The 24,755-nt window shown below is 67.1% G+C and carries 24 protein-coding genes; 17 read left to right on the forward strand and 7 right to left on the reverse strand.

Annotation, left to right across the window (positions count from 1 at the left end):
* Positions 1-48 precede the first annotated feature (48 nt).
* On the reverse strand, positions 49-528 hold the full coding sequence (locus AC1MB9_RS03960) for an Lrp/AsnC family transcriptional regulator (protein ID WP_479963746.1): 480 nt from the start codon (positions 526-528) through the stop codon (positions 49-51).
* Positions 529-659: 131 nt separating this feature from the next.
* On the opposite strand from AC1MB9_RS03960, the gene pdhA reads away from it, so the two are divergent.
* The 4 genes from pdhA (at position 660) to AC1MB9_RS03980 (ending at position 5,171) form a co-directional block, all read left to right on the forward strand.
* A complete protein-coding gene (gene pdhA, locus AC1MB9_RS03965) occupies positions 660-1,769 on the forward strand; it encodes a pyruvate dehydrogenase (acetyl-transferring) E1 component subunit alpha (protein WP_479963747.1) in 1,110 nt (369 codons plus the stop codon).
* Positions 1,770-1,819: 50 nt separating this feature from the next.
* Positions 1,820-2,809, forward strand: a complete 990-nt coding sequence (locus tag AC1MB9_RS03970) for an alpha-ketoacid dehydrogenase subunit beta (protein ID WP_479963748.1) — start codon at positions 1,820-1,822, stop codon at positions 2,807-2,809.
* Between the two features lie 2 nt (positions 2,810-2,811).
* Positions 2,812-4,242, forward strand: coding sequence for a dihydrolipoamide acetyltransferase family protein (locus tag AC1MB9_RS03975; RefSeq protein WP_479963749.1), 1,431 nt, complete (start codon positions 2,812-2,814; stop codon positions 4,240-4,242).
* 266 nt (positions 4,243-4,508) lie between these two features.
* A complete protein-coding gene (locus AC1MB9_RS03980; RefSeq protein WP_479963750.1) occupies positions 4,509-5,171 on the forward strand; it encodes a VOC family protein in 663 nt (220 codons plus the stop codon).
* Here the strand turns inward: AC1MB9_RS03980 and AC1MB9_RS03985 are convergent.
* Complete coding sequence (locus AC1MB9_RS03985; protein WP_479963751.1) at positions 5,168-6,097, reverse strand: LysR family transcriptional regulator ArgP; 930 nt, start codon at positions 6,095-6,097, stop codon at positions 5,168-5,170. The two genes, AC1MB9_RS03980 and AC1MB9_RS03985, sit on opposite strands and share 4 nt — an antisense overlap.
* Before the next feature lie 68 nt (positions 6,098-6,165).
* On the opposite strand from AC1MB9_RS03985, the gene AC1MB9_RS03990 reads away from it, so the two are divergent.
* The gene (locus tag AC1MB9_RS03990) at positions 6,166-6,795 is read left to right on the forward strand and encodes a LysE/ArgO family amino acid transporter (protein WP_479963752.1); all 630 of its coding nucleotides are present in this window, start codon (positions 6,166-6,168) and stop codon (positions 6,793-6,795) included.
* A gap of 133 nt (positions 6,796-6,928) precedes the next feature.
* On the opposite strand, the gene AC1MB9_RS03995 is transcribed toward AC1MB9_RS03990, so the two are convergent.
* Positions 6,929-7,534: an SACE_7040 family transcriptional regulator gene (locus AC1MB9_RS03995; RefSeq protein ID WP_479963753.1), complete on the reverse strand. Its 606-nt coding sequence runs from the start codon at positions 7,532-7,534 to the stop codon at positions 6,929-6,931.
* Between the two features lie 138 nt (positions 7,535-7,672).
* On the opposite strand from AC1MB9_RS03995, the gene AC1MB9_RS04000 reads away from it, so the two are divergent.
* Genes AC1MB9_RS04000 through AC1MB9_RS04030 form a run of 7 tightly spaced genes read left to right on the forward strand, consistent with a single transcriptional unit; the run spans position 7,673 to position 15,273 of the window.
* Complete coding sequence (locus tag AC1MB9_RS04000) at positions 7,673-9,280, forward strand: carboxyl transferase domain-containing protein (RefSeq protein WP_479964575.1); 1,608 nt, start codon at positions 7,673-7,675, stop codon at positions 9,278-9,280.
* Between the two features lie 8 nt (positions 9,281-9,288).
* Positions 9,289-11,343 carry an acetyl/propionyl/methylcrotonyl-CoA carboxylase subunit alpha gene (locus AC1MB9_RS04005; protein ID WP_479963754.1) on the forward strand — a complete coding sequence of 685 codons (2,055 nt, stop codon included), beginning with the start codon at positions 9,289-9,291 and terminating at the stop codon, positions 11,341-11,343.
* Positions 11,340-12,506 carry an acyl-CoA dehydrogenase family protein gene (locus AC1MB9_RS04010; RefSeq protein WP_479963755.1) on the forward strand — a complete coding sequence of 389 codons (1,167 nt, stop codon included), beginning with the start codon at positions 11,340-11,342 and terminating at the stop codon, positions 12,504-12,506. The genes AC1MB9_RS04005 and AC1MB9_RS04010 overlap by 4 nt, the downstream gene beginning before the upstream one ends.
* Positions 12,507-12,558: 52 nt before the next feature.
* Entirely contained in the window at positions 12,559-13,335 is a 777-nt protein-coding gene (locus AC1MB9_RS04015) for a CoA transferase subunit A (RefSeq protein WP_479963756.1), read from the forward strand.
* On the forward strand, positions 13,332-13,988 hold the full coding sequence (locus AC1MB9_RS04020; protein WP_479963757.1) for a CoA transferase subunit B: 657 nt from the start codon (positions 13,332-13,334) through the stop codon (positions 13,986-13,988). Before AC1MB9_RS04015 ends, AC1MB9_RS04020 begins: the two co-directional genes overlap by 4 nt.
* Positions 13,985-14,470: a MaoC family dehydratase gene (locus tag AC1MB9_RS04025; RefSeq protein WP_479963758.1), complete on the forward strand. Its 486-nt coding sequence runs from the start codon at positions 13,985-13,987 to the stop codon at positions 14,468-14,470. The genes AC1MB9_RS04020 and AC1MB9_RS04025 overlap by 4 nt, the downstream gene beginning before the upstream one ends.
* On the forward strand, positions 14,470-15,273 hold the full coding sequence (locus AC1MB9_RS04030; protein WP_479964576.1) for an HpcH/HpaI aldolase/citrate lyase family protein: 804 nt from the start codon (positions 14,470-14,472) through the stop codon (positions 15,271-15,273). The genes AC1MB9_RS04025 and AC1MB9_RS04030 overlap by 1 nt, the downstream gene beginning before the upstream one ends.
* Positions 15,274-15,305: 32 nt before the next feature.
* On the opposite strand, the gene AC1MB9_RS04035 is transcribed toward AC1MB9_RS04030, so the two are convergent.
* On the reverse strand, positions 15,306-15,812 hold the full coding sequence (locus AC1MB9_RS04035) for a glutathione peroxidase (RefSeq protein WP_479963759.1): 507 nt from the start codon (positions 15,810-15,812) through the stop codon (positions 15,306-15,308).
* A 311-nt stretch (positions 15,813-16,123) separates the two neighbouring features.
* On the opposite strand from AC1MB9_RS04035, the gene AC1MB9_RS04040 reads away from it, so the two are divergent.
* Both AC1MB9_RS04040 and AC1MB9_RS04045 read left to right on the forward strand, forming a co-directional pair.
* Positions 16,124-16,300 (forward strand): hypothetical protein, encoded by a 177-nt coding sequence (locus AC1MB9_RS04040; RefSeq protein ID WP_479963760.1) that lies wholly within the window; start codon positions 16,124-16,126, stop codon positions 16,298-16,300.
* Positions 16,301-16,564: 264 nt separating this feature from the next.
* Positions 16,565-18,250 carry a ribonuclease J gene (locus tag AC1MB9_RS04045; protein WP_479963761.1) on the forward strand — a complete coding sequence of 562 codons (1,686 nt, stop codon included), beginning with the start codon at positions 16,565-16,567 and terminating at the stop codon, positions 18,248-18,250.
* Positions 18,251-18,443: 193 nt separating this feature from the next.
* Here the strand turns inward: AC1MB9_RS04045 and AC1MB9_RS04050 are convergent, their stop codons facing one another.
* Positions 18,444-20,057, reverse strand: coding sequence for a peptide chain release factor 3 (locus AC1MB9_RS04050; RefSeq protein ID WP_479963762.1), 1,614 nt, complete (start codon positions 20,055-20,057; stop codon positions 18,444-18,446).
* Between the two features lie 241 nt (positions 20,058-20,298).
* On the opposite strand from AC1MB9_RS04050, the gene AC1MB9_RS04055 reads away from it, so the two are divergent.
* Positions 20,299-21,339 carry an aldo/keto reductase gene (locus tag AC1MB9_RS04055; RefSeq protein ID WP_479963763.1) on the forward strand — a complete coding sequence of 347 codons (1,041 nt, stop codon included), beginning with the start codon at positions 20,299-20,301 and terminating at the stop codon, positions 21,337-21,339.
* A gap of 84 nt (positions 21,340-21,423) precedes the next feature.
* Here AC1MB9_RS04055 and AC1MB9_RS04060 read toward each other — a convergent pair whose 3' ends face one another.
* Positions 21,424-22,014: a TetR/AcrR family transcriptional regulator gene (locus AC1MB9_RS04060; RefSeq protein ID WP_479963764.1), complete on the reverse strand. Its 591-nt coding sequence runs from the start codon at positions 22,012-22,014 to the stop codon at positions 21,424-21,426.
* A gap of 170 nt (positions 22,015-22,184) precedes the next feature.
* On the opposite strand from AC1MB9_RS04060, the gene AC1MB9_RS04065 reads away from it, so the two are divergent.
* Both AC1MB9_RS04065 and AC1MB9_RS04070 read left to right on the forward strand, forming a co-directional pair.
* On the forward strand, positions 22,185-23,534 hold the full coding sequence (locus tag AC1MB9_RS04065) for a M16 family metallopeptidase (RefSeq protein ID WP_479963765.1): 1,350 nt from the start codon (positions 22,185-22,187) through the stop codon (positions 23,532-23,534).
* A 55-nt stretch (positions 23,535-23,589) separates the two neighbouring features.
* A complete protein-coding gene (locus tag AC1MB9_RS04070; protein ID WP_479963766.1) occupies positions 23,590-24,192 on the forward strand; it encodes a histidine phosphatase family protein in 603 nt (200 codons plus the stop codon).
* Here the strand turns inward: AC1MB9_RS04070 and AC1MB9_RS04075 are convergent.
* Complete coding sequence (locus AC1MB9_RS04075) at positions 24,189-24,671, reverse strand: GNAT family N-acetyltransferase (protein ID WP_479963767.1); 483 nt, start codon at positions 24,669-24,671, stop codon at positions 24,189-24,191. The two genes, AC1MB9_RS04070 and AC1MB9_RS04075, sit on opposite strands and share 4 nt — an antisense overlap.
* Between the last annotated feature and the right edge of the window lie 84 nt (positions 24,672-24,755).

The raw sequence follows: 24,755 nt of genomic DNA on the forward strand, positions 1-24,755 counted from the left end.
AACATCATTACTTCTTTATATAACCATATGAAGGATTTAGCAAATAGATTATTGCCCGGGCCGGTGCGGCGCTCGCTCCAACAGAGGCGCCACCCGGAACGGGATCACCTCACCCATCGCGAGGCTCGTCTCCGTGCGATCGACACCCTCGACGGCGAGAATGGTGCCGTCAATGCGGAACAGATCGTCGGCATCCGTGCAGACCACCCGCACCAGCAGGTCGGACTGACCGCTCATGCCGTGAGCCTGCACGATCTCGGGAATCTGCGCGAGCTCGGCCACGATCTGGGCGAGTCGCTTCTGCTGCACGTGCACGTCGATGAAGGCGGTGAGCGGGTAGCCGAGGGCGATGGTGTTCACCCGCCGATCGAAGCTCAGAAAGGTGTTGGATTCTTCGAGCCTCGCCATTCGGGCCTGCACGGTGTTCCGGGACAGTCCGAGCTTCTGCGCGAGAGCGACGAAGGTGCTGCGCGGCTCCTCGGTGAGCGCGCGCAACAGCTGGGTGTCGGTCTGGTCGAGGGTGTACATGTTGCTCAACCTAACACGCTCTGATGTCGTGGAATAGGGCACAATGCTCAATATTCATCCACGTGGTTGTGCCCTTTGCCGCATCGGCTTACGATTCAAACAACTTTAGCAGCGACGCTAGGAGCGGCCCCATGCTTGAATCATCCCCCGAATTCGTGCAACTCATCACCCCCGACGGGGTGCGGATTGCTAACCCCGAGCTGGACCCGTGGGTCGCCGATGTCACCGACGAACAGCTCGCCGCCCTGTATGAAGACATGGTCGTGGTGCGTCGCATCGACACCGAAGCGACGGCCCTGCAGCGGCAGGGTGAGCTGGGCCTGTGGCCGCCGCTGCTCGGGCAGGAGGCCGCGCAGATCGGCTCCGCCCGGGCCACCCGCGACGATGATTTCATGTTTCCCAGCTACCGGGAGAACGCCGTCGCCTATGCGCGCGGGGTTCCGTTCGCCGATATTGTGCGCGTGTGGCGCGGAAACGCCCAGTCCGGCTGGGACCCCTACGAGCATCAGCTCGCGGCCCCCAACATCATCATCGGCGCCCAAACCCTGCACGCGGTGGGCTGGGCCGTGGGCGCCAAGCACGACGGCGTCGACTCGGTCGCCGTCACCTACTTCGGTGACGGGGCAACCAGTGAGGGCGATGTGAACGAGGCGATGATCTTCGCCGCCAGCTTCCAGGCGCCGGTCGTGTTCTTCTGCCAGAACAACCACTGGGCGATCTCGGAACCCGTGGGTCTCCAGGCCGTGCAGAGCATCGCCGACCGGGCCCCGGGCTTTGGAATCCCGAGCCTGCGCGTGGACGGCAACGACGTGCTGGCCGTGATCGCGGCCACCCGCATCGGCCTTGATCGCGCCCGACGCGGCGAGGGTCCCACCTTCATAGAGGCCGTCACCTACCGGATGGGTCCGCACACCACCGCGGACGACCCCACCCGCTACCGGGACAAGGCGGAACTCGAGGCGTGGAAGCTCAAGGACCCGATCCTGCGCGTGCAGCGCCTGCTGGAATCGCGCGGCGTGCTCACCCCGGAACTCGAGGCCCGTACCCAGGTCACGGCCGATACGGTCGCCGCCGAACTTCGCGCCGGCTGCATCGATATGCCCGACCCCGAGCCGCTCACCGTCTTTGACAACGTGTACGCCACGCCCAACGCCACGCTCGACCGGGAACGCGCCCGGTACGCCGCCTACCTGTCGAGCTTCGACTCCAGCAACACCGAGAGCACCGGGGAACGGTCATGACCATGACGATGCCAAATCCAGAAACAACGACCGGGACAGAGGCGACCCAGATGACGCCCGACACGAGCACCAAGACCCTCACCCTCGCCAAGGCGATCAACGCCGGCCTGCACCGGGCACTCACCGACGACCCCAAGGTCGTGCTGCTCGGTGAAGACATCGGCGCGCTCGGCGGCGTCTTCCGGGTGACCAGCGACCTGCTCGCCGAGTTCGGCCACCGCCGCGTCATGGACACGCCGCTCGCGGAGTCCGCGATCATCGGCATGGCTGTGGGTCTCGCCTACCGCGGCTACCGTCCGGTCGCCGAAATCCAGTTCGACGGTTTCATCTACCCGGGCTTCGACCAGATCGTCAGCCAGGTCGCCAAGCTGCACTACCGCACCCAGGGTGCGGTGAAGATGCCCATCACCATCCGGGTACCCTTCGGCGGTGGAATCGGCGCGGCCGAGCACCACTCCGAATCGCCGGAGGCGTACTTCACACACACGTCCGGGCTGCGCGTGATCGCCGTCTCCAACCCTCAGGATGCCTACAGTCTGATTCGGCAGGCCATCGCGAGCGACGACCCGGTGCTGTACTTCGAGCCGAAGCGTCGCTATCACGCGAAGGGTGAGGTCATCCCCGAGCTCGGGGCGTCGATGGAACGCGCCACGATCGTGGCGCCGGGCACCGACGTGACCCTCGTCACCTACGGTCCGCTCGTGCCGACCGCTAGGGATGCCGCGCTCGCCGCGGCCGACGAAGGGGTATCCATCGAAGTCATCGACCTGCGGTCACTGTCACCGGTGGACTACCCCACGCTGGAGGCATCCGTTCGCAAGACGGGTCGCCTCGTGGTGACGCACGAAGCCAACCGCACCGGTGGCATCGGCGGGGAGATCATTGCCAGCCTCACCGAAAGCTGCTTCAACTACCTGGAGTCCGCGCCGGTGCGGGTGACCGGCTTCGACATTCCCTACCCCGCCGCGAAACTTGAGAGCCACCACCTGCCCGACCTCGACCGTATTCTCGACGGTATCGACACGGCGATGGGACGGTGACCATGCTCAAGATCTTCAAGCTGCCCGACCTCGGCGAGGGACTCACCGAGTCCGAAATCGTGGCCTGGTACATAGCGCCCGGGGACACCGTGAGCCTCAACCAGCACATCGCCGATGTGGAGACGGCCAAGGCCGTCGTCGAGCTGCCGTCGCCGTTCAGCGGCGTCGTGAGCGAGCTGCACCAGCCCGCAGGTGTCGTCGTGCACGTCGGTGAGCCGATCGTGTCCTTCGATGTGGCGGATGCCGCGGGAGCGGCCGCCGAGCCCACGAGCGAACCGGAGGCTCCGGCCACCGAGGAGCGTGAAGCGAATCTCGTCGGCTACGGCCCCGCCGTCGAACGCGGCGGACGCCCGGCCCGACGGGCACGCTCCGGCGTTGGCGTTCCCGCCGCCGCGTCGGCGCAGGCAACCGCGGCACCGGCAGCCGCTGCGCAGTCAACCGATGCGCCGACAACGGACGTCCCGGCAAACGGGACCCCGGAGACTGTGGTGCCGGCCGAGTCGACCGCCCAGTCCGTGGCCGCCGAGACGGCCACGGGGGAGCGCCCGCGTTCCACGCCGCCGGTGCGGGCGCTTGCCCGCGATCTTGGTGTCAACCTTGAGACCGTCACGGGAACCGGTCCGGACGGCCTCATCACCCGGGACGATGTGCGTGCTGCGCAGAACGACGCCGCGCCGGTCGAGGCGTCCACACCGACGCCGGCCGACGACGAAACGGCGCCCGGCGCATCCGCTCGAGAGACGCGCACGCCGATCAAGAGCATCCGCAAGCTCACCGCGGCCGCGATGGTGAAGAGCGCGTTCACCGCGCCGCACGTGACCGAGTTTCTCAGCGTGGATGTGACACCCACAATGGACCTGCTCGAGTCGCTGAAGAGCAACCGGGCGTTCGCCGACCAGCGAATCTCCATCCTCACCGTCGTGGCGAAGGCCGTGTGCATCGCGATCGCCCGCAACCCGAGCGTCAACACCCGATGGGACGAGGCCGCCGGCGAAATCGTGCAGTTCGGCTACGTGAACCTCGGCATCGCCGCGGCCACACCCCGTGGTCTCATGGTGCCCAACATCAAGGACGCCGACACGATGGGGATCACCGAGCTCGCGGCGGCGCTCGCCGAGCTCACCACGGCCGCGAGGGCGGGAACAACGACGCCGGCCGCGCTGGGCGGCGGCACCATCTCGATCACGAATATCGGGGTCTTCGGCATCGATGCCGGAACGCCGATCCTCAACCCGGGGGAGGCCGCCATCCTGGCCATGGGCGCCATTCGTCGCACGCCGTGGGAGTACAGGGGCGAGGTGGCTCTGCGTCAGGTGCTCACCCTGAGTCTGTCGTTCGATCACCGTCTCGTCGACGGCGAGCAGGGATCCCGATTCCTCGCCGATGTCGGCACAATCCTGGCCAACCCGGCAATGGTGCTCACGATGGTCTAGTTTCCGGCCACGCCGGCCCCGGCCAGTGTCGGTGGCTGCTGTCACACTTGTTCCATGACAACCACCATTGACGGTGTTTTCGTTTATCTGACCGGGGCTTTGGCCCGGTCGGGTATATCCGCGGCGTCGTTCGCGGAGCTCTCCGACGATCAGGCGGAGAACACCCACCGCTGAAAGCACGGTAACCGCTCAGAACACGCCTGATATCCAGCGCCGTCCGAGCCCGCTCCCTTGACCGGTGGGGGAGCGCGGAGCACAGTGGAGGCATGAAATCCAGCGCCGGACTCCTTGCCCCTTTCAATACGGCTCACGCGCTTCAGGAGAGTGCGTTCGTGCACTTCAACAGCTCGCTGCACGCCTCATTCACGACCGCCGACTTCACCACGGCGGTCGCGCTGCTCACGGCCGTGGCCGGGGAAGCGGATGCGATGAATCATCACCCCGATGTGCGGCTCGGCTACGGCAGCATCGACTTTGTGCTCAGCTCGCACGACGTCGGCGGTGTGACCGCGCGTGACCTGACGCTCGCCGCGCGGATCGACGAGCTTGCCGCAGATCATGGTGCGAAGGTCGCCACGCTGCAACCGACTCGGTGCGACATCGCGATCGACTGCACCGACGCCGACGCCATTCGTCCGTTCTGGGCGGCGGCGCTCGACTACGAAGAGAAGCTCGGCGACGATGGTATCGAACTGGTCGACCCGCGGGGGAGAGATCCCAAGGTGTGGTTCCAGCACATGGAAATCGCGCGGACCGACCGCAACCGGATCCACCTCGACGTCTACGTGCCCAATGACGACGCGGAGGACCGTGTGCAGACCATTGTCGAGGCAGGCGGGACCCTGCTCACCGACGAGCATGCCCCGGACTGGTGGGTGCTCGCCGACGTGGAGGGCAACGAAATGTGCGTCTGTACCGCCTCGTTCTAGACCGAAGGCTCAGGTCCAGTGGCTCGGAGGGGAGCCAGCGTGCGCGCCGCCTCGGTGCGCACCGCCGTTGACACGGCATCGAGTAACGGCGAGGACAGATTCCACCGTTGCCAGTACAGGGGAACATCCACGGCGCGTTCCGGCGCCAGATCAACCAGGCGACCGTCAGCGATCTCGGTCAGGCACTGCTGCTCGGGCAGTAGGCCCCACCCGAAGCCGAGCAGAATCGCACGGGCGAAGTCGTTCGAGGTGGGGATGAAGTGTGTCGGGCCGGTGCTACCGGCGCCGAACAGCCCGCGCAGGAATCCCTCCTGCAGGTCGTCGTTACGCTCGTACGTCACCACCGGTGCGTCCGTCAGGCCCGGTGAGCCGGCGAGGCCGTGCGGCAGGGCGCGGTCGACGAAGGCCGGGCTCGCGACGGCGCGGTAGCGCATCATCCCGAGTGGTTCCGTGACGCAGCCCTGCACGGACTCCCGCGTCGCGGTCACGGCCGCCATCACGGTGCCGGCGCGCAGCAGGGAGGTGGTGTGCTCCTGATCTTCCCGGTGCAGGTCGAAGGCCACGCCGAGGCTCTCGCCGAGGCCGGCCAACGCCTCCAAGAACCAGGTGGCGAGGCTGTCGGCATTCACAGCGAGGGACACGAGGAACGGCCGCCCATCGCCCGGACCCTCCTGAAGCTCTCGCACGGTGTCGGCCTCGAGCAGCTCCACCTGCCGGGCGTAGCGCAGCAGCACCGAACCTGCCTCGGTCAGGCGAACCGGTGCGGTGCGTTGCACCAAAACGCGCCCGCACGTGTGCTCCATCGCCTTCACGCGCTGTGACACAGCGGATGCCGTGATGTGCAGCCGTACGGCGGCCGCGTCGAACGATCCAGCGTCGATCAGCGCCAGGAGTGTCGCGAGCTGTTCCAGAGTGAAGCGCTGCATAAGCCCAGCTTATCCAGCCTAAGAAACCATAGCTGTACTGATTTGCCGAATCGTTCTAGCGTTGAACCGTGACCTTCTCTGCGACCCTCGTACCTGCCTTCTTCGGCCTGATCACCGGACTGACGCTGATCGTCGCCATCGGCACCCAGAACGCCTTCGTGCTCCGGCTCGGGATCGAAGGCCGCAATTGCGTCATCGCGCCGGTCGTGGCCATCTGCGCGCTGTCCGACGCGGTGCTGATCCTCGCCGGCGTCGTCGGGCTCGGCGCGGTCATCACCGCGGCGCCGGTGGCGATCGTCGTCATTAGAGTGCTGGGCTCCGCCTTCCTGATCGGGTACGGACTCTGGGCCGCGCGGCGGGCCATCCGTCCCGGAGCGCTCGTCGTCTCCGGTGCACCGGCGGAGATCGGCCTGCGGGTGGCGGTCACCTCGGTGCTCGCGCTGACCTGGCTGAACCCGCATGTGTACCTCGACACTGTGCTCTTTCTCGGCGGAGTGGCCAACCAGCAGGGGCCGGCGGAGCGCTGGTGGTGGGCCGCCGGCGCGGTGCTCGCGAGCTTTGTGTGGTTTGCGGCGCTCGGCTTCGGCGCGCGCCTGCTGCGCCCGTTTTTCGCGCGCCCCAGTGCCTGGCGCGTGCTCGATGCCGTCATCGCCGTGGTGATGCTGGCCCTCGGCATCCGTCTCGCCCTCGGCCACTGACCCGGGCCGCCGCGGGCGCACGTAGCCTCGGAGTTTCTCGCGACACACCGTGATTCGCACGCGCGGACGAGGTCGGTCGCGAAAATGTCCGCGCTTACGCCTCCCTGGAGCGCGCTCGAGGTCAAGGTTCGAGTCAGGAGCCCGGCATGCCGAGCGCGGCGAGGGCCATTTCCTCAAGCAGGTCACGCACGGCCGCCTCGGAGGAATCGCGAGCGCTGTGCGGAGTGGAGTTGAGCAGCCCGAATGTGGCGTGGGCGCGAATGCGCAGCAGAACCTCGCTCACCTCGGGATGCACGCGCCGCAGCACTTCCACCCACAGCTCCACATAGCGGCGCTGCAGGGCGCGCACGAGGTGTCGGTCCTCCTCGGCGAGGCTGTCGAGGTCCCGGTCCTGCACCCGAATGACGTCCGGGTGGGTCAGGGCGAAATCGATGTGGAACCGCACGAGATCGCCGAGCGCCGAGGGAGCATCCGTGGCCTCGTCGACGACTCCCTGCCCGCCGGCGACGAGGTGTTCGCTCACGCCGACCAGCAGCGCCGCGAGAACGGCCTGCTTGCCGCTGAAGTGCCGATACACGGCCGGCCCGCTCACACCGGCGGCCGCCCCGAGGTCTTCAATGGAGGCGCCGTTGAAGCCCGAGCGGGCGAAGAGCGTCGCGGCGGCGCCCAGCAGAGCCTCGCGCCGATCGGCCTTGGCCCGGCTGCGGGGTGTGGCGGGAGACTCGACCGCGCTACTCATCTGCTCTCCCTGTACTCTGTGACTGCGTGAGGTCTCTGACTGGACTTCCCAGTTAATACTGACTAACCTGAATTTCAGTTAGTGAACACTAACTGTACTTGAATCCGGGCCATCCGGCTTCACAACGGGAAGATGTCGATGGAGACACTCGCGAGTCAGCTCGACTCCACTACTCAGGCGTTCCAGACGAACGACGCCGCCCAGCGCGCGCTTGTCGTCGACCTGAAGACACGCCTTGCCCGCGCCGCCCTCGGCGGCCCCGAAAAGTCCCGGCAGCGCCACCTGGCCCGGGGCAAACTTCTCCCGCGGGAGCGCATCGACCAGCTGCTCGATGAGGGCAGCCCGTTCCTTGAGATCGCACCGCTCGCCGCGACCGGCCTCTACAACGACGACAGCCCCGGAGCCGGCGTGATCGCCGGAATCGGCCTCGTGCACGGACGCTTCGTGCTTGTCATCTCCAACGACGCCACCGTCAAGGGCGGAACGTATTACCCGATGACGGTGAAGAAGCACCTGCGCGCGCAGGAAATCGCGCTCGAGAACCGCCTGCCCTGCGTGTACCTCGTCGATTCCGGCGGCGCCTTCCTGCCGATGCAGGACGAGGTCTTCCCCGACCGGGACCACTTCGGCCGCATCTTCTACAACCAGGCCCGGATGTCCGCGGCCAAGATCCCGCAGATCGCCTCGGTGATGGGATCCTGCACCGCCGGCGGCGCCTACGTGCCCGCGATGAGCGACGAGACCGTGATCGTGCGGAACCAGGGCACGATCTTCCTTGGCGGCCCGCCGCTCGTGAAGGCCGCGATCGGCGAAATCGTCACCGCCGAGGAACTCGGCGGCGGCGACCTGCACGCCCGCACCTCCGGCGTCACGGACCACCTCGCCGAGAACGACGAGCACGCCCTGCAGATCGTGCGCGACATCGTGTCCACGCTGCCGCGCCCGGCCGCGGCGCCGTGGGACGTGATCCCCACTGTCGACCCCGTCGCGGACGAGGACGAACTGTATGGGGCCGTGCCCACCGACGTGCAGGGGCAGTACGACGTGCACGAGGTCATCGCGCGCCTCGTCGACGGCAGCGACTTCCACGAGTTCAAAAAGGAATACGGCACGACCCTGATCACCGGCTTCGCGCACCTGCACGGTCACCCGATCGGCATCGTCGCCAACAACGGAGTCCTGTTCTCCGAGTCGGCCGTCAAGGGCGCGCACTTCATTGAACTCTGCGACCAGCGGGGTATCCCGCTCGTGTTCCTGCAGAACATCTCCGGTTTCATGGTGGGCCGCGACTACGAAGCCGGCGGAATCGCCAAGAACGGCGCCAAGATGGTCACCGCCGTCGCCACCGCCCGCGTGCCCAAGCTCACCGTCGTCATCGGCGGTTCCTTCGGCGCCGGCAACTACTCCATGTGCGGCCGGGCCTATTCGCCGCGGTTCCTGTGGATGTGGCCGGGCAGCCGCATCTCGGTGATGGGCGGCGCCCAGGCGTCATCCGTCCTCGCCACCGTGAAACGCGAACAGATCGAAGGCGGCGGCGACGAATGGTCCGCCGAGGACGAAAGCAGCTTCAAGGAGCCGATCGTCGACACCTACGAGCGGCAGGGCAGCCCGTATTACTCCACCGCCAGGCTCTGGGACGACGGCGTCATCGACCCTGCCGACACACGCACGGTGCTGGGCCTCGCCCTCTCCGTCTGCGCCACTGCGCCGCTCGGCGACTCCGCCTTCGGCCTCTTCCGGATGTGAGCGACACCATGACAGAGCCACAGATCACCCACTTCGACACCGTCCTCGTCGCCAACCGCGGCGAGATCGCGTGCCGCATCATCCGCACCCTGCGCGAGCGGGGCATCCGCTCCATCGCCGTGTACAGCGACGCCGACCGTACCGCCCGTCACGTGGTGCTGGCGGATGCCGCGGTGCGCCTCGGCGGCCCGGCCGCCGCCGACAGCTACCTCAACGTTCGAGCGGTGCTCGACGCCGCCGCCAAAACCGGCGCCCAGGCGATCCACCCCGGCTACGGGTTTCTGAGCGAGAACCAGTCCTTCGCGCAGGCCTGCTCCGATGCGGGCATCGTCTTCATCGGGCCGAGCGTGCACGCGCTCACCATGATGGGCGACAAGATCGCGTCGAAGAACCACGTGGCCGGCTACGGGGTCCCCACCATCCCCGGCATCAGTGAGGCGGGCCTCAACAATGAGCAACTCATTGCCGCGTCCGGCGAGGTGGGGTACCCGATGCTGATCAAACCCTCGGCCGGCGGCGGCGGCAAGGGGATGCACGTCGTCACCCGGGAAGAAGACCTCGCGGCGACGCTGGACACCGCCAGGCGCGTGGCGCAGAGCGCATTCGGCGACGACACCTTGCTGATCGAACGCCTCATCGACACGCCCCGACACATCGAGGTGCAGGTGCTCGCCGACAACCACGGTGCCGTCATCCATTTGGGTGAGCGCGAGTGCTCGCTTCAGCGCCGCCACCAGAAGGTCATCGAAGAGGCCCCGTCACCACTGCTCGATCCGGCCACCCGCGCCCGCATCGGCGAGGCCGCCTGCGCCGCCGCCCGCAGCGTGGGCTACAGCGGCGCCGGCACGGTGGAGTTCCTGGTCTCGGATGCCGCTCCCGGCGAGTTCTTCTTCATGGAGATGAACACCAGGCTGCAGGTGGAACACCCGGTGACCGAAATGGTGACCGGCATCGACCTCGTCGACTGGCAGGTGCGCATCGCCGGCGGGGAGGCACTCACCGTGACGCAGTCCGACGTGCGCCTCACCGGCCATGCCGTGGAGGCACGCGTCTACGCCGAAAACCCGGAGCGCGGGTTTCTGCCCACCACCGGCACGGTACTGCGGCTGCGTGAAGCGACCGGCAACGGCATCCGCGTGGACAGCTCACTGACCGACGGCCTCGAGATCGCCTCCCACTACGACCCGATGCTCGCCAAGGTGATCGCCTGGGCGCCCACCCGCCTGGAGGCGCTCACCAGGCTCGACCGGGCCCTCGGCGACACGGTGGTGCTCGGGGTGCACACGAACATCGAGTACCTGCGCCTGTTGTTGCAGGACGACGACGTGCGCGCGGGCCACCTCGACACGGGCCTGATCGAACGACGCCTGCCGACCCTCGCCTTTCGTGGGGCCGACGACCACCTGCTCGCGGCGGCGGCGCTGTTCCTGCACGAACGGGCACTGAGCGCGTCCACCGAGGCGGAGGCGAACGGCGTCTGGGCTCGCCCCACCGGGTGGCGGCTCGGCGCGGCGCGGGCCAGCCGCTACTGCCTGGGGGTGTCCGCAACCGACTCGGTGACCGTCGGCGTCGTCGGGGAGCCCGGCCGGGCATCCGTCACGGTCGGAGACGGCTCCCCGGTCGCGGCCGGACTCTGCGTCTCCGCCGACGGAACGGTGAGCGTCGCCTACCGCGGGATCACCCGCGTTTACGCGGTGGCGCAGCGCGGCGCCGAACTGCACATCGGCGCCCACGGCTTCACGATGGAGTTGCGGAACCGCTCCCGTGCGGAACAGCTCGCCGAACACCTGCGCAGCCGCGATCGGGCGCCCGGAGCGGTCAGCCCCGACGTGCGCTCGCCGATGCCCGGCACCGTCATCGCCGTGAACGCCGCGAGCGGTGACACGGTCGAGGCCGGCCAGACCATCCTCGTTGTCGAGGCCATGAAGATGGAACACAAACTTGTGACCGAGACCGCAGGACTCGTCACCGTGAACGTCAAGCCGGGCGACCTCGTCAAACTCGACCAGATCGTCGCCACCATTACGCCAGACCAGACTTCAGACAAGGGAGCCACAGAATGAGCTACGAACTCACCCCCGAATACCAAGCCCTGAGCGACAAGGTTCGTGACTTCGCCGACACCGTCGTGGCCCCCGCCGCGTACGAATACGACACGAAACGCAGCCTCCCGTACGGCATCATCGCCGAGATGGGCGAGATGGGACTGTTCGGACTGCCGTTCCCGGTGGAGTACGGCGGCCAGGGCAAGGACTACTTCGCCCTCTGCCTCGCCGTTGAGCAGCTCGCCCGCGCCGACCAGAGCATCGCCGTCACCCTCGAGGCCGGCGTCGGACTCGGCATCATGCCGGTGTACCGCAGCGGCACCGAGGCGCAGAAGCAGGAATGGGTTCCGCGCCTCGCCAGTGGCTCGGCGCTCGCCGCGTTCGGCCTCACCGAGGCGGATGCCGGCTCCGACGCCGCGGGAACCAAGACCACCGCGGAACTCGTGGACGGCGAATGGGTGATCAACGGCACGAAGCAGTTCATCACCAACTCGGGTTCCGACATCACCCGCCTGGTCACGGTCACCGCGGTCACCGGGGAGTCCACGCGCACCAACGGCTCGATCAAGAAGGAACTCACCGCCATCCTCGTGCCGACGCCCACCCCCGGGTTCACGGCGCTCCCGTCGTACGACAAAGTGGGGTGGCACACTTCCGACACGCACCCGCTGCTGTTCGAGGACGTGCATGTTCCCGAAGCCAACCTGCTCGGCGAGCGCGGCCGCGGCTTCGCGAACTTCGTGCAGACCCTCGACGAGGGCCGCATCGCCTTCGCCGCACTGTGCACCGGAGCCGCGCAGGGCTGCCTGGAGGAATCCATCCGCTACGCGAACAGCCGCAACGTGTTCGGCCGGTCCATCGGCTCGAACCAGCACATCGCCTTCAAGATCGCCCGGATGCAGGCGCGCGTGCACACCGCCCGCCTCGCGTACTACGACGCTGCGCTGAAAATGATCAACGGCAAGCCCTTCAAGATGGAGGCCTCGATCGCCAAGATGGTCGGCAGTGAGGCGGCCATGGACAACGCCCGGGACGCCACACAAATCTTCGGCGGATACGGCTTCATGAACGAGAATCCGGTGGCACGGCACTATCGTGATTCGAAGGTCCTGGAACTGGGCGAGGGCACGACCGAGGTGCAGCTCATGGTCATCTCCCGGTCGCTGGGCTTCGCCAGCTAGCGCCCAGCAGCTCCACAACCAGTAGTCGACGCACGCCGAACGGGAGAACTGAATGATTGACAAGGTTGTCAGCAACGCGGCGGAGGCGGTGGCCGATATACCCAACGGCGCCAGCATCGCCGTCGGCGGGTTCGGGCTCTGCGGTATCCCCGAGGTGCTCATCGAAGCACTGCACGAGCAGGGAACCAGCGAACTTGAAACCATCAGCAACAACTGCGGTGTCGACGGCTGGGGGCTCGGCCGGCTGCTGGCCGACCACCGGATTCGGCGCACGGTCAGCTCGTATGTGGGGGAGAACAAGGAATTCGCCCGGCAGTACCTGTCCGGTGAACTCGAGGTCGAACTCACCCCGCAGGGCACGCTCGCCGAAAAGCTCCGCGCCGGCGGCGCGGGGATCCCGGCGTTCTTCACCCCCGCAGGAGTGGGAACCCAGGTGAGCGAGGGCGGCCTACCGCAGCGGTACCACTCCGACGGCACCGTGGCCCTCGCCTCGGAACCCAAGGAGGTACGCACCTTCGACGGCGCGGACTACGTGATGGAACGCTCCGTCACGCCCGACTTCGCCCTCGTCCACGCGCTCAAGGGCGACCGTTACGGCAACCTCGTCTTCCACGCGGCGGCCGCGAACTTCAACCCGCTCGCCGCCATGGCCGGAAAGATCACCATCGCCCAGGTGGAACAACTCGTCGAACCCGGCGAGCTCGACCCCGCCAGCATTCATACCCCCGGCATCTTCGTGCAACGGGTCGTGGTCGTCGGCCAGGTGGAGAAGCGGATCGAACGCCGCACCGTCTCCGCCGCACCGGCAGCCGAGGAAGGAACCTCGTGAGCCTCACACGCGACGAACTCGCGGCACGCGTCGCCGCCGAGCTCGAAAACGGCCAGTACGTCAACCTGGGCATCGGCATGCCCACCCTGATCCCGAACTACATTCCGGACGATATCGAAGTCGTGCTGCATTCCGAGAACGGCATCCTCGGGGTCGGCCCGTACCCCACCGAGGAAAACATCGACCCCGACCTCATCAACGCGGGTAAGGAAACGGTCACGGTGAACACCGGAGCGGCCTTCTTCGACTCCGCGGCATCCTTCGGCATGGTGCGCGGCGGCCACGTCGACGTGGCCGTGCTCGGCGCCATGGAGGTGGCCGCCAACGGCGACCTCGCCAATTGGATGGTCCCCGGCAAGATGGTCAAGGGGATGGGCGGCGCCATGGACCTCGTCTTCGGTGCCAAACGCCTTATCGTCATGATGGAGCACACCGACAAGACCGGGCAACCGAAGATCGTCGAACAGTGCAGTCTGCCGCTCACCGGCCGGGGCTGCGTCAACCTCATCATCACCGACCTCGCCGTGATCGAGGTGCTCCCCGACGGGCTCGTGCTGCGCGAAACGGCACCGGGAGTGACCGTGGATCAGGTGATCGCCGCTACCGGCGCCGCGCTCACCGTAGACCTGACCCCGGCGGAGGGCACCCGATGAAAGACGAACGACAGGTGATCGTGCAGCGTGGGCTGTTCTTCGAGGAATTCGACCCGGCGGTGCGCTACCAGCACCGCCCCGGTCGCACCGCAACCGAGGCCGACAACGTCCTGTTCACCACGATGACCATGAACACGCAGGGACTGCACCTTGATGCGGCCTGGGCCGCGACCCAACCCTTCGGCGAGCGCCTGATGAACTCCATGTGGACCCTGTCCACGCTCGTGGGGGCATCCGTCGCCCAGCTGACCCAGGGCACGATCGTGGCCAACCTCGGCTTCAGCGAAGTCACGTTCCCGCACCCCATGCACCACGGGGACACCCTCTACGCGGAGACCGTCGTCACCAGTAAGCGGATGTCGGCGTCCCGACCCGGTCAGGGCATCATCACCCTCACCCACACCGGCCTGAACCAGTACAACGACGTGGTCGCCACGGCGGTGCGCACCGTGATGGTCTGGTGCAAGGACGCCGCACCGTGATGTTTCCGCTCGGCCCGGCGTTGCTCTTCTGCCCCGGCGACCGGCCGGAACGATTCGACAAGGCCGCCGCGCGCTCCGACGCCGTGATCATCGACCTGGAAGACGCCGTGTCACCGGCGGCCAAAGGGGACGCCCGGGCCGCTCTCCTCGAGCATCCGCTCGACCCGGATCGAACGATTGTGCGCGTCAACCCGGTAGGAACCCCGGACTTCGCGCTCGACGTCGCCGCGCTGGACCAGACGGAGTACCGCTTCGTCATGTGCGCGAAGGCGGAGACGGCCGAGCAGATGGCCGCGCTCGCGGCATATCGGGTCATTGCCCTGTGCGAGACGGCCGCAGGCATCCAGGGTGCGCCCGCGCTGGCCGCGGCGAGCAACGTCGTCGCCCTCATGTGGGGTGCCGAAGACCTCATCGCCTCCCTCGGCGGCACGTCGAGTCGGGACGGCTCCGGGCGTTACCGCGATGTGGCACGGCACGCCCGCAGCACGGTTCTGCTGGCCGCCGGCGCCGCCGGCAAGGCAGCCGTCGACTCCGTGTACCTCGACATACCCGACACGGCCGGGCTGACCGTCGAGGCCGCCGATGCCGTGGCCAGTGGCTTCACGGCCACCGCCTGCATCCACCCGAGTCAGGTGGGAGTCATTCGCGAGGCCTACGTTCCCACGGCCGACGCCGTCACCCACGCCCGGGCGCTGCTCGCGGCGGCCGTGACCGAGCGGGGAGTGTTCCAATTCCAGGGCCGGATGATTGACGGCCCCGTGCTGCGGCACGCCGAGACCGTCGTGCGGCGCGCCGACAGCTGAGCGGCGTGCGCCGGTCGGCGCGTACCCGTCGGCTACGCCGCTGACGGGGCGGCGATGACGTTCTCGATCGCGGTGACGATCTCCGCAGACTCCGGTTCGACCGTGGAGGCAAAACGGTCAACGACCCGGCCGTCGGAGTTCACGAGAAACTTCTCGAAGTTCCATTTCACCAGCCCGGGCAGCAGGCCGCGCTTGAACCTGGTCAGTTCGGCGAACAGCGGATGCTGGTGCTTTCCCCGAACGTCGACCTTGGCCGACATCGGGAACGTCACCCCGTACGTCAGGCCGCAGAACGCCGCGATGTCGTCTTCGCCGCCCGGTTCCTGGCCCATGAACTGATTGCTCGGCATGCCGAGAACGACCAGGCCGTCGGCCGCGTACTTCTCGTAGAGCGCCTCCAGGCCGGCGTACTGCGGAGTGAAGCCGCACTTCGACGCCACATTGACGACGAGAACGGTCTTGCCGCGGAACTCGCCGAACGTGGTCTCGGTGCCGTCAATGAGGGTGAGGGGAATCTCGTAGAGAGAAGAGCTGTCCATGCCCCGATCGTATCGCCGCGGGTTCGACCGCAGCTGCGAGGCAGCTGCACGGTGCCTGCGAGCACATCGTCCGGGCCTGTGTGCCGTCTGTGCAGACGCTGGCCATCGGCCCGTTTCCGCACGTTTTTCGGACACACGACGTACTCTCGACTGACACCCGGAATCGATGGAGGCTCATTGTGAGCCCGCGGTTCCGGCCCGCGCGGCGCAGCGCAGACTTCCCGCCGTCCGAGCCCCAGAGTGTGAGCAGCATCCGTGTTTCTCCAGGCTTCCCGGTTCCGTTCGGCTTCCGCAGCAACATAAGGAGCACCATGAATTCCTACGTCTCACGCAACAGCCTCCACGCCGATGACACCACCGGTTACGTGAGCCTCACCGCTCGCCGGACAGCCATCGGCACCGGGTATGTCACCCACCAGAGCCACGACGAGCAGGCGGGTGGCTACGTGTCGTCGACCGGCAGGACGTTTGGTCGCCGCGCGGCCTGACCCGCAACAGCTGTATCAAGAGGGCCCCGCCGGTTGGCGGGGCCCTCTCGTCGTGCGCCCGGTGCGGGGGTTTCCCCGGCCCCGGTACACTGGAAGAGCTAGTGGCACAACGCACGGCTTCGTGCCCGCCATTTTTCTGACTCAGGCCAGGCATCCGGTTGAACTTCATGCGACTCACCTCGCTGGTTTCCCGGTGAAAGACCCCTGGATTCCTGCGTCTCCTCATGCTGAGACCTGCACCACCGCACAAGAGAAAAGAGTTTCATGAGTACCCACGACCTTGACCTGTCCGCCCCTCCGGCCTTGCCCTCGCGCGGCCTGCGCATCACTCCGCTTGGCGGTCTGGGCGAAATCGGTCGCAACATGACCGTCTTCGAGCACAAGGGCAAGCTGCTCATCATCGACTGCGGCGTTCTCTTCCCCGAGGACAACCAGCCCGGCATCAACGTGATCCTGCCCGACTTCTCGATCCTGCGTGACCGCCTGCAGGACATCGAGGCCATCGTGCTCACGCACGGCCACGAAGACCACATTGGTGCGGTGCCCTACCTCCTCAAGGAGCGCGGCGACATCCCCGTGATCGGCGCCAAGCTGACCCTCGCGTTCCTCGCCGCCAAGCTGCAGGAGCACCGCCTCAGCCAGAACTTCATCGAGGTCAAGGAGGGCGAACGCCGCACCGTCGGCGTCTTCGACCTCGAATTCATCGCGGTGAACCACTCCATCCCCGACGGGCTGGCCATCGCCGTGCGCACCGAGGCCGGCCTTCTGCTGCACACCGGCGACTTCAAGATGGACCAGTTCCCGCTCGACAAGCGTCTCACCGACCTTGGTGCCTTCGCGCGCCTGGCCGAAGAGGGCGTCGACCTGTTCCTGACGGACTCGACCAACGCCGAGGTTCCCGGATTCACCACCGCCGAGAAGGACATCGGACCGGCCATTGACACCGTGTTCCGCACCTCCCAGCGCCGGATCATCGTCTCGAGCTTCGCGAGCCACGTGCACCGCATCCAGCAGGTCATCGACGCCGCCGTCAAGCACAACCGCAAGGTCGCCTTCGTCGGCCGCTCCATGGTTCGCAATATGGGCATCGCCACTGAGCTCGGCTACCTCAACGTTCCCAAGAACCTGATCGTCGACATGAAGGCGCTCGAGCGCATGAAGGACGACAAGGTCGTTCTCATCTGCACCGGCTCGCAGGGAGAGCCCATGGCGGCGCTTTCGCGCATGGCCAACCGTGAGCACGTCATCAAGATCGGCGAGGGCGACACCGTTCTGCTCGCGAGCTCGCTGATCCCCGGAAACGAGAACTCGATCTACCGCGTCATCAACGGGCTGACCCGCTGGGGCGCCAACGTCGTGCACAAGGGCAACGCCAAGGTGCACGTCTCCGGCCACGCGAGCGCCGGCGAGCTCGTCTACTGCTACAACATCGTCAAGCCCACCAACGTGATGCCCGTGCACGGTGAATGGCGCCACCTCAAGGCCAACGCCGAGCTCGCCGTGCAGACCGGTGTGGAGGAGGACCGTGTTCTCATCGCCGAGGACGGCGTCGTCATCGACCTGATCGACGGCCGTGCCTCGATCACCGGCCGTGTCGCTGCCGACTATGTGTTCGTCGACGGCATGACCGTCGGAGGCGCATCCGAAGCCGCGATGGAAGACCGTCGTCGCCTCGCCGAGGACGGAACCATCACCATCCTCGGAATCCTCAACGCCAAGACGGGCCTGCTCGCCGAGCCCGTCGAATTCCTCGCTCGCGGCTTCGTGCACGACGACGAGTGGGTTCGCGGCGCGACAAAGGTCATCGACGAAGCGATGAAGGTCGCCAACCGGGTGAAGACCGTCAACGGCGCCGAGCTCGAGGACCTCTTCACCTCGTCCGTGAGCCGGTGGATGCAGCGCAAGTACCGTCGCAGCCCGCTGATCACCTCGGTGGTCGTCGACGCGTAAGCGACACCGTCACACACAGCCGGCCGTGCCCTTCGGGGTGCGGCCGGTTTTCTGCCGCCACGGCGAATGCCGCCGCCCTGTTCCTAGTTCAGGAGATCCGGGCGCGCAGCGCCCAGCCCCCGCACCGGACGGCGGGCAGCGGCATCCGTTTGTGGCGGATCTCCTGAACTAGCGACCAGACGCGCGGCTGCGACTAGCGGAAGTCGTCGGCGGTGGCGTTCGCTATGTCGATGAGCACGAGGTCGGGGTTCTCCCGGTGAATGGCCTGCAGGCGCCACGGCGTGCTGAACAGGGCGAGCAGGGTGTTGTCGGACCGGGTGAACACCTCCACCTGCCTCATCGGGGCCAGCAGCAGGGCGCTGGCCTTGTCCGTGCGCCTGGCCACCTGGTACGGAAGCGCTTCCATGCGAACATCCGCGTGGAAGTCGTGCACCATCCGGTCTTCGACGACCTCGAACTGCATGGGACCGACGGCGCCGAGCACGGGGGACTGGTCGCCCCGAACCTCCGACCGCATCACCTGGATGACGCCCTCGTGGTCGAGCTGTTCGATCCCACGGCGGAACTGCTTGTGCTTGCTGCTGTCCTTCGGGCGGATGGCCCGAAAATGCTCCGGGGAGAAGAGGGGAAGCGGCGGATACTCCACCGGCTGGTCCTCGAAGATCGAGTCGCCCACGCGCAGCGCCGAGGCGTTCACGAGGCCGACGATGTCGCCGGGCCAGGCCTGGTCGATCACGGTGCGTTCGCGGCCGAACAGCTGCTGCGCATACTTCGTGGCGAACGGTCGCCCGGTGGCGGCGTGCGTCACGATCATGCCGCGGCGGAACTCGCCCGAGCACACGCGCACATACGCGACGTGGTCGCGGTGCGCGGTGTTCATGCCGGACTGCACCTTGAACACGAACCCGGAGAAAGCGGAGGCCACGGGCCGGGGAACGCCGTCGATGTCGGGGCGGGCCTCGGCCGGCGGCGCGAACTCCACGAGCGTGTCGAGCAGCTGCTGAACGCCGAAGTTGGCCACGGCCGCGCAGAACAGAACGGGCGTGGTGTCGCCGGCCAGGAACAGTTCAGAATCGTGGTTCTGGCCCTCCACGTCGAGAAGTTCGGACTCGTCGGTGGCGTTCGTCCACTCCACACCCTCCTCGGCGGCCGCATCGGCCGCGCTCATCCGCGTCGACAGGGCCGCCTTGATGCCGCCGGGGGTGCGCGTGAAGCGCAGGAAGTCCCCGGAGCGACGATCCATCACGCCGCGTAGGTTGCCGGCCTCGCCGACGGGCCAGTTCAACGGCGTGGGCAGCAGGCCGGTGCGGTTCTGGATCTCGTCCATCAGGGCGAGAGGGGATGCCCCGGGACGGTCCCACTTGTTGATCACGGTGATCACCGGGAGGCCGCGCTGCTTGCACACTGCGAACAGCTTCATGGTCTGCGGCTCGAGCCCCTTGTTGGCGTCCACGAGCATGACCGCGGCATCCACGGCGGAGAGCACCCGGAAGGTGTCTTCGGAGAAGTCGGCGTGCCCGGGAGTATCGACCAGGTTGATCACGGCATCGTCGTATTCGAACTGGATGGCGGCGCTCGTCACGGAGATTCCGCGGGCCTTTTCCATCTCCATCCAGTCGGACACGGTACCGCCGCGCCCGGCCTTGCCGTGCACGGCGCCGGCGTGGGTGATGGCCCTGGCATGCAGAAGCAGTGCCTCGGTCAGGGTCGATTTTCCGGCGTCCGGGTGCGAAATCACCGCGAAGGTGCGGCGGCGTCGGGCTTCGACGGGCACGTCGGGGTTGGCAACGTCAGCAAGTTGAGTCATTAGTGCTTTCCGGCGAATGATTCGGCAGGCCAAAAGTGGGCCCTACATCGGCTTCCGCACGAATTCGCTCTCCCTACTACCCTAACTTGCGCCCCGCGGCCTGCTGCCCGCAATGCTGCGGGGCGGCGGGTGAACCGAATGAATGGTGTCGACTTGGCCACGTTTTGCGTCATATTGTCGCGTCTTGCCTGACTTGGGGTGTGATCGGGGTTAGTCTCACCCCGAGAGCGAGGAGACACGGATGTCCCGACTGGCCGTATTGCGCCCGTCCCACCCCACGGGGGCCCACGCGATCATGGGAGAGCCGCCGCCCGTCCGCGCCGGCTCCAGCGAACACGTCACGGACCGCGACGTGGGGTGTAGTCCCTGCCGCCGGTACATGCCCGAGACCACGCTGCGTGTGCATCCGCTCGCCCTCGGCTGCAGTTCTTTCGGCTGGACCGTGAGCGGCGAAACCAGTCGAAAGATCCTCGACGAGCACGCGTCCCTCGGGGGGAACTTCCTCGACACGGCCGACAGCTACTCGGCCGGTCGCAGCGAGACCATGATCGGCGCGTGGCTCGGCCGACGCGGCGGCCGCGACAGAATGGTCATCGCCACGAAAATCGGCCGCAATCTGGACAATCCCGGGCTCAGCGCCCGCAGCATCATGGGTGCCGTCGACGCGTCCCTGCGACGTCTCGGAACCGACTACCTCGACCTGGTCTACTTTCACGGCGACGACCCGCGGATTCCGCTCGAGGAAAGCCTGGGGGCCATGGCGACCATCATGCAGAGCGGGAAGGTGCGCTACCTCGGGGCGTCGAATTTTTCGTCTGAACGGTTGATGGAGGCGCGAGTACTGGCCGCCAACGGCCTTCCCCGCTTCAGCGCCCTCGAAACGGAGTACAGCCTCGTGCGCCGACCCTTGTTCGAGGCGTCGCTGGCGCTGGTGACCCGGGCGCAGGGCCTGGCCGTCATGCCGTATTTCCCGTTGGCGCACGGTTTTCTGGCCGGGCGGTACCGCAACAAAGCGGATGTCGGCACCGACACCCGGTCCCAGCGTGCCGCGAGGTATCTCAACCGCAAGAACCTGCGTTTGATCGGGCTTCTGGATCGCATTGCCGCGGACCACGACGTGCAGCCCGCGACGATCGCGCTCGCCTGGCTGCTCACCCGGCCCGGCGTGCTCGCACCCGTTGCCGGAGCCGGTCACCCCGACCAGGTGGAGGCCCTCGTCGCGGCGGCGGGTTTGCGTCTGGCGCGCAGCGACGTGCTCGACCTGGACCGGTTGTCCACATAGGCCGGTTCACCTCGGGTCAAACTCGCCGCGTCACGCGGCCAGCGCGGCCGACAGCGCACGAACGCGGGCGGGGCGACTGCGCGGTCAGGCGTCCGTCTCGTTCAGAACGCGCTGAACTGACCGGAGCAGGGCCGTGTGGGCGCCGACCGGATCGCCGAGGTGTGCCCCCGCGAAGGCGCCGTCGCGCGCGAGGAAGAAGTCGTCGGCGGCATCGCCGGGACGCGGGTGCCCCATTCCACGAAACAGGTCCTCCACGGCGGCCCCATACCAGTCGCGGTGCGCCGTGACGGCCTGGCGAACCGGATGGTTCGGGTCGGCGAACTGCGCGGCCGCGTTGATGAACGGGCAGCCGTGAAAGCCCTGCCGGGTGACCTGCGTGGAAATCTCGGCCACGACGCCGCGGAGACGCTGCTCAGGCGTGTCGTAGCGCTTCTCGACGGACGTGAGGAAATCCCGGGCAATGCGGTCCCGACCCTGCAGGTACACCACGATCAGGGCGTCCTTTGAGCGGTAGTACTTGTAGAACGTTGCCTTCGTCACCTTGGATTCGCTGATGATGCGGTCAACACCGACCGTATGTACACCCTCCGCGTAAAAGAGACGATCGGCCGTGGCAAGGATCCGCACCTTTGCGTGGGTGGCCGGCTTGGCCAGCGTGTCCGTCAACTCAGTCATATGGTCAACTCCTTGATTCTCGGAAGCGGTTCTCTGGGTGTTCCGTCGGGGGAGACAGGGGTCGACCGGAACCGCATTCCCAGACTGTAGCACAGACTAGACAGACTTGTCTGTCGGCATATCGACGCGCAGGCGTCGGCCCGCTGGGGCTGCCGTAAGCTTGATCGAATATGAACGGTGCAGTTAAATTTCCCCTCGACGTACCCGAACTCTCCTTTCGAGCGGCCGGTGATTCGCTGGTCAGGCGCACCGTTCTCCCGAGTGGTGTGCGAATTCTCAGTGAGCGGGTTCCCGGCAGTCGCAGCCTCACCATCGGCTACTGGGTGGCTGTGGGCTCCCGGGATGAGCTCCCGGGCCACTTCGGGTCGACGCACTTCCTCGAGCACCTGCTGTTCAAAGGCACGCCCACCCGCACCGCCTTCGACATAGCCATCTCCTTCGATGAGGTCGGTGGCGAGCACAACGCCATGACCGCCAAGGAATACACCTGCTACTTCGCCAAGGTTCAGGACCGCGACCTGTCGATGGCCGTCGAAGTGCTCACCGACATGCTCACGTCGTCCACGCTCGACGCGGATGAATTCGAAACCGAGCGCGGGGTCATTCTCGAAGAACTCGCGATGGCCGACGACGATCCGGCCGACGTGGCCAACGAACGCTTCTTCGAGGCCGTGCTCGGCGGGCATCCGCTCGGCCGCCCGATCGGCGGCAGCCCGCAGACGATCCGCGGCGCCACCCGCAGCGCCGTCCACGAGCATTACCAGGCCAACTACCGGCCCCAGGACCTTGTCGTCACCGTCGCCGGTGCCGTCGATCACGATGAGCTCGTCGCCGGCGTCGTGCGCGCCCTCGAACTGGCCGGCTGGGACCTCAGCGTGCCGGCGACCCCCGTGGTTCGTCGCGCCGACGTGCCGGCCACCATCACCCAGGGACAATCCGTCACGATCGTGCACCGCCCCCTGGAGCAGGCGAACCTGCTCATCGGCATGCCGGGCATCCTCGCCACGGACGACCGACGGGTCACGATGAGCGTGTTGAACTCCATCTTCGGCGGAGGCATGTCGTCGCGGCTCTTCCAGGAGGTGCGCGAGAAGCGCGGCCTCGCCTACTCGGTGTACTCCTTCGCGCCCGGTTACTCCGACGCGGGGCTGTTCGGCATGTACGCCGGATGTTCACCGGCCAAGGCAGGCCAGGTCGCCGAGCTCCTGCTGAGCGAACTGCACCGCCTCGCGGAACATGGGGTCACCGATGAAGAGATGCGCCGCGCCGCCGGGCAGCTCTCCGGGGCATCCGCTCTCGCCCTCGAAGACTCGGACACCCGCATGTCGCGCCTCGGGCGTTCGGAAATCACCCTCGGGGAGTTCTCCGACCTCGACGAGGCACTGCGGCGCCTCGCCCTGGTCACGGCGGAAGACGTGCGGCAGCTGGCCGCGGAGCTCGTGCGCGGGCCCGTCTCGATCGTGGCGGTCGGTGCCCTCGCCGAGGACACCTTCGCCTCGATCGTTCCCGTCGTCTCCTGACCAGTCCCACGCAAACCTCGCCTGACCCTGGGCGCACACAATGAAAGGGTCGAAGATGTCCCAGTATCTCTACCTGGTTCGCCACGGCGAGCAGATGGATGCCGAGCACGGAATGCAGGACGGCCCCCTCTCGCCGAGAGGCAAGAGGCAGGCGCAGCTGATCGGCGAGCGGCTCGGCGGCGTGCCCTTCACGGGCGCCTGGCATTCGCCGTTGCAGCGGGCCGAGGAAACGGCGGCTATCATCGCCGAACGGCTGCCGTCCCTCACGTCGCAGCCCTCGCCGCTGCTGATGGACTGCATTCCGTCGGGCCGGGCACCGGAAACCCCGTCGGCCTACGATCCTTTTTTCGGTGCGGTCACCGAGGAAGACATTGACGCCGGACGTGCCCAGATGGAGGACGCCGTCGCTGAGTTCCTGCAGCCCCGCCGCAGCCAGCGCCATGACCTGCTCATCACACACAACTTCGTGATCGCGTGGTTCGTGCGTGAGGTGCTCGGCGCGCCCGACTGGCGCTGGGTCGGCATCAATCAGGCACACTGCGGGCTCACCGTTCTGCAGCAGAAGCCCGGCCGACCGTGGACCCTCGTCACCCACAACGACCTCGGCCACCTCCCCGTCGAACTGCGCACCGGTCTGCCCGAAACTTTCATGTTCTAGGCCGGAGGCAGGGCCTTGCGGTACCAGTTCGTGGCATTGGGGTTGTCGTTGTACGCCGCGATGCTCACGTAGCCGGAACGCCGGTACAGCGCCGCGGCGGACTCCAGGCTCGCGTTCGTGTCGAGCACGACCTCGGCCGCGCCGAAGCCCGCCGCCCGCCGCTCCAGCTCCGTGAGCAGCAACCGTCCCCACCCGCGTCCCCGCGCGACCGGCCGCAGCCACACGTGCTTCACCTCGAAGCGCGCCGTGCCGTCCGGGGTGTCTCCGAGGCGACGGATGCCGCCGCACCCGACGAGATCATCACCGTCCATCAGCAGCAGGAACACGCCCCGCGGCGGCACGAACTGCTCCGGCGTGGGATACGTCGGCCGGTATTTCCCCTGCGCAGCGGGAAAGGACAATTCCCGGTCGCCGAAGTACTCGGTGAGCAGGGCGACGGCACGCGGGTCAGACACCGGGACATCCGTGAAGAAGGGCATGCCCCAAGGCTAGGGCCCCTGCCCTCGGTTCCCCGAGCGTCCGTGGCTACGTCAGGAGATCCGCGTGCCGGGGCGTCTGTCGAC

This window comes from Cryobacterium sp. AP27, from assembly GCF_056680495.1.

Excerpts from the sequence above, each read along its gene's own strand:
- AC1MB9_RS03960 (WP_479963746.1), bottom strand. The coding sequence starts at position 528 with ATGTACACCCTCGACCAGACCGACACCCAGCTGTTGCGCGCGCTCACC.
- pdhA (WP_479963747.1), top strand. The coding sequence starts at position 660 with ATGCTTGAATCATCCCCCGAATTCGTGCAACTCATCACCCCCGACGGG.
- AC1MB9_RS03970 (WP_479963748.1), top strand. The coding sequence starts at position 1,820 with ATGACGCCCGACACGAGCACCAAGACCCTCACCCTCGCCAAGGCGATC.
- AC1MB9_RS03975 (WP_479963749.1), top strand. The coding sequence starts at position 2,812 with ATGCTCAAGATCTTCAAGCTGCCCGACCTCGGCGAGGGACTCACCGAG.
- AC1MB9_RS03980 (WP_479963750.1), top strand. The coding sequence starts at position 4,509 with ATGAAATCCAGCGCCGGACTCCTTGCCCCTTTCAATACGGCTCACGCG.
- AC1MB9_RS03985 (WP_479963751.1), bottom strand. The coding sequence starts at position 6,097 with ATGCAGCGCTTCACTCTGGAACAGCTCGCGACACTCCTGGCGCTGATC.
- AC1MB9_RS03995 (WP_479963753.1), bottom strand. The coding sequence starts at position 7,534 with ATGAGTAGCGCGGTCGAGTCTCCCGCCACACCCCGCAGCCGGGCCAAG.
- AC1MB9_RS04000 (WP_479964575.1), top strand. The coding sequence starts at position 7,673 with ATGGAGACACTCGCGAGTCAGCTCGACTCCACTACTCAGGCGTTCCAG.
- AC1MB9_RS04005 (WP_479963754.1), top strand. The coding sequence starts at position 9,289 with ATGACAGAGCCACAGATCACCCACTTCGACACCGTCCTCGTCGCCAAC.
- AC1MB9_RS04010 (WP_479963755.1), top strand. The coding sequence starts at position 11,340 with ATGAGCTACGAACTCACCCCCGAATACCAAGCCCTGAGCGACAAGGTT.
- AC1MB9_RS04015 (WP_479963756.1), top strand. The coding sequence starts at position 12,559 with ATGATTGACAAGGTTGTCAGCAACGCGGCGGAGGCGGTGGCCGATATA.
- AC1MB9_RS04025 (WP_479963758.1), top strand. The coding sequence starts at position 13,985 with ATGAAAGACGAACGACAGGTGATCGTGCAGCGTGGGCTGTTCTTCGAG.
- AC1MB9_RS04030 (WP_479964576.1), top strand. The coding sequence starts at position 14,470 with ATGTTTCCGCTCGGCCCGGCGTTGCTCTTCTGCCCCGGCGACCGGCCG.
- AC1MB9_RS04035 (WP_479963759.1), bottom strand. The coding sequence starts at position 15,812 with ATGGACAGCTCTTCTCTCTACGAGATTCCCCTCACCCTCATTGACGGC.
- AC1MB9_RS04040 (WP_479963760.1), top strand. The coding sequence starts at position 16,124 with ATGAATTCCTACGTCTCACGCAACAGCCTCCACGCCGATGACACCACC.
- AC1MB9_RS04045 (WP_479963761.1), top strand. The coding sequence starts at position 16,565 with ATGAGTACCCACGACCTTGACCTGTCCGCCCCTCCGGCCTTGCCCTCG.
- AC1MB9_RS04050 (WP_479963762.1), bottom strand. The coding sequence starts at position 20,057 with ATGACTCAACTTGCTGACGTTGCCAACCCCGACGTGCCCGTCGAAGCC.
- AC1MB9_RS04055 (WP_479963763.1), top strand. The coding sequence starts at position 20,299 with ATGTCCCGACTGGCCGTATTGCGCCCGTCCCACCCCACGGGGGCCCAC.
- AC1MB9_RS04060 (WP_479963764.1), bottom strand. The coding sequence starts at position 22,014 with ATGACTGAGTTGACGGACACGCTGGCCAAGCCGGCCACCCACGCAAAG.
- AC1MB9_RS04065 (WP_479963765.1), top strand. The coding sequence starts at position 22,185 with ATGAACGGTGCAGTTAAATTTCCCCTCGACGTACCCGAACTCTCCTTT.
- AC1MB9_RS04070 (WP_479963766.1), top strand. The coding sequence starts at position 23,590 with ATGTCCCAGTATCTCTACCTGGTTCGCCACGGCGAGCAGATGGATGCC.
- AC1MB9_RS04075 (WP_479963767.1), bottom strand. The coding sequence starts at position 24,671 with ATGCCCTTCTTCACGGATGTCCCGGTGTCTGACCCGCGTGCCGTCGCC.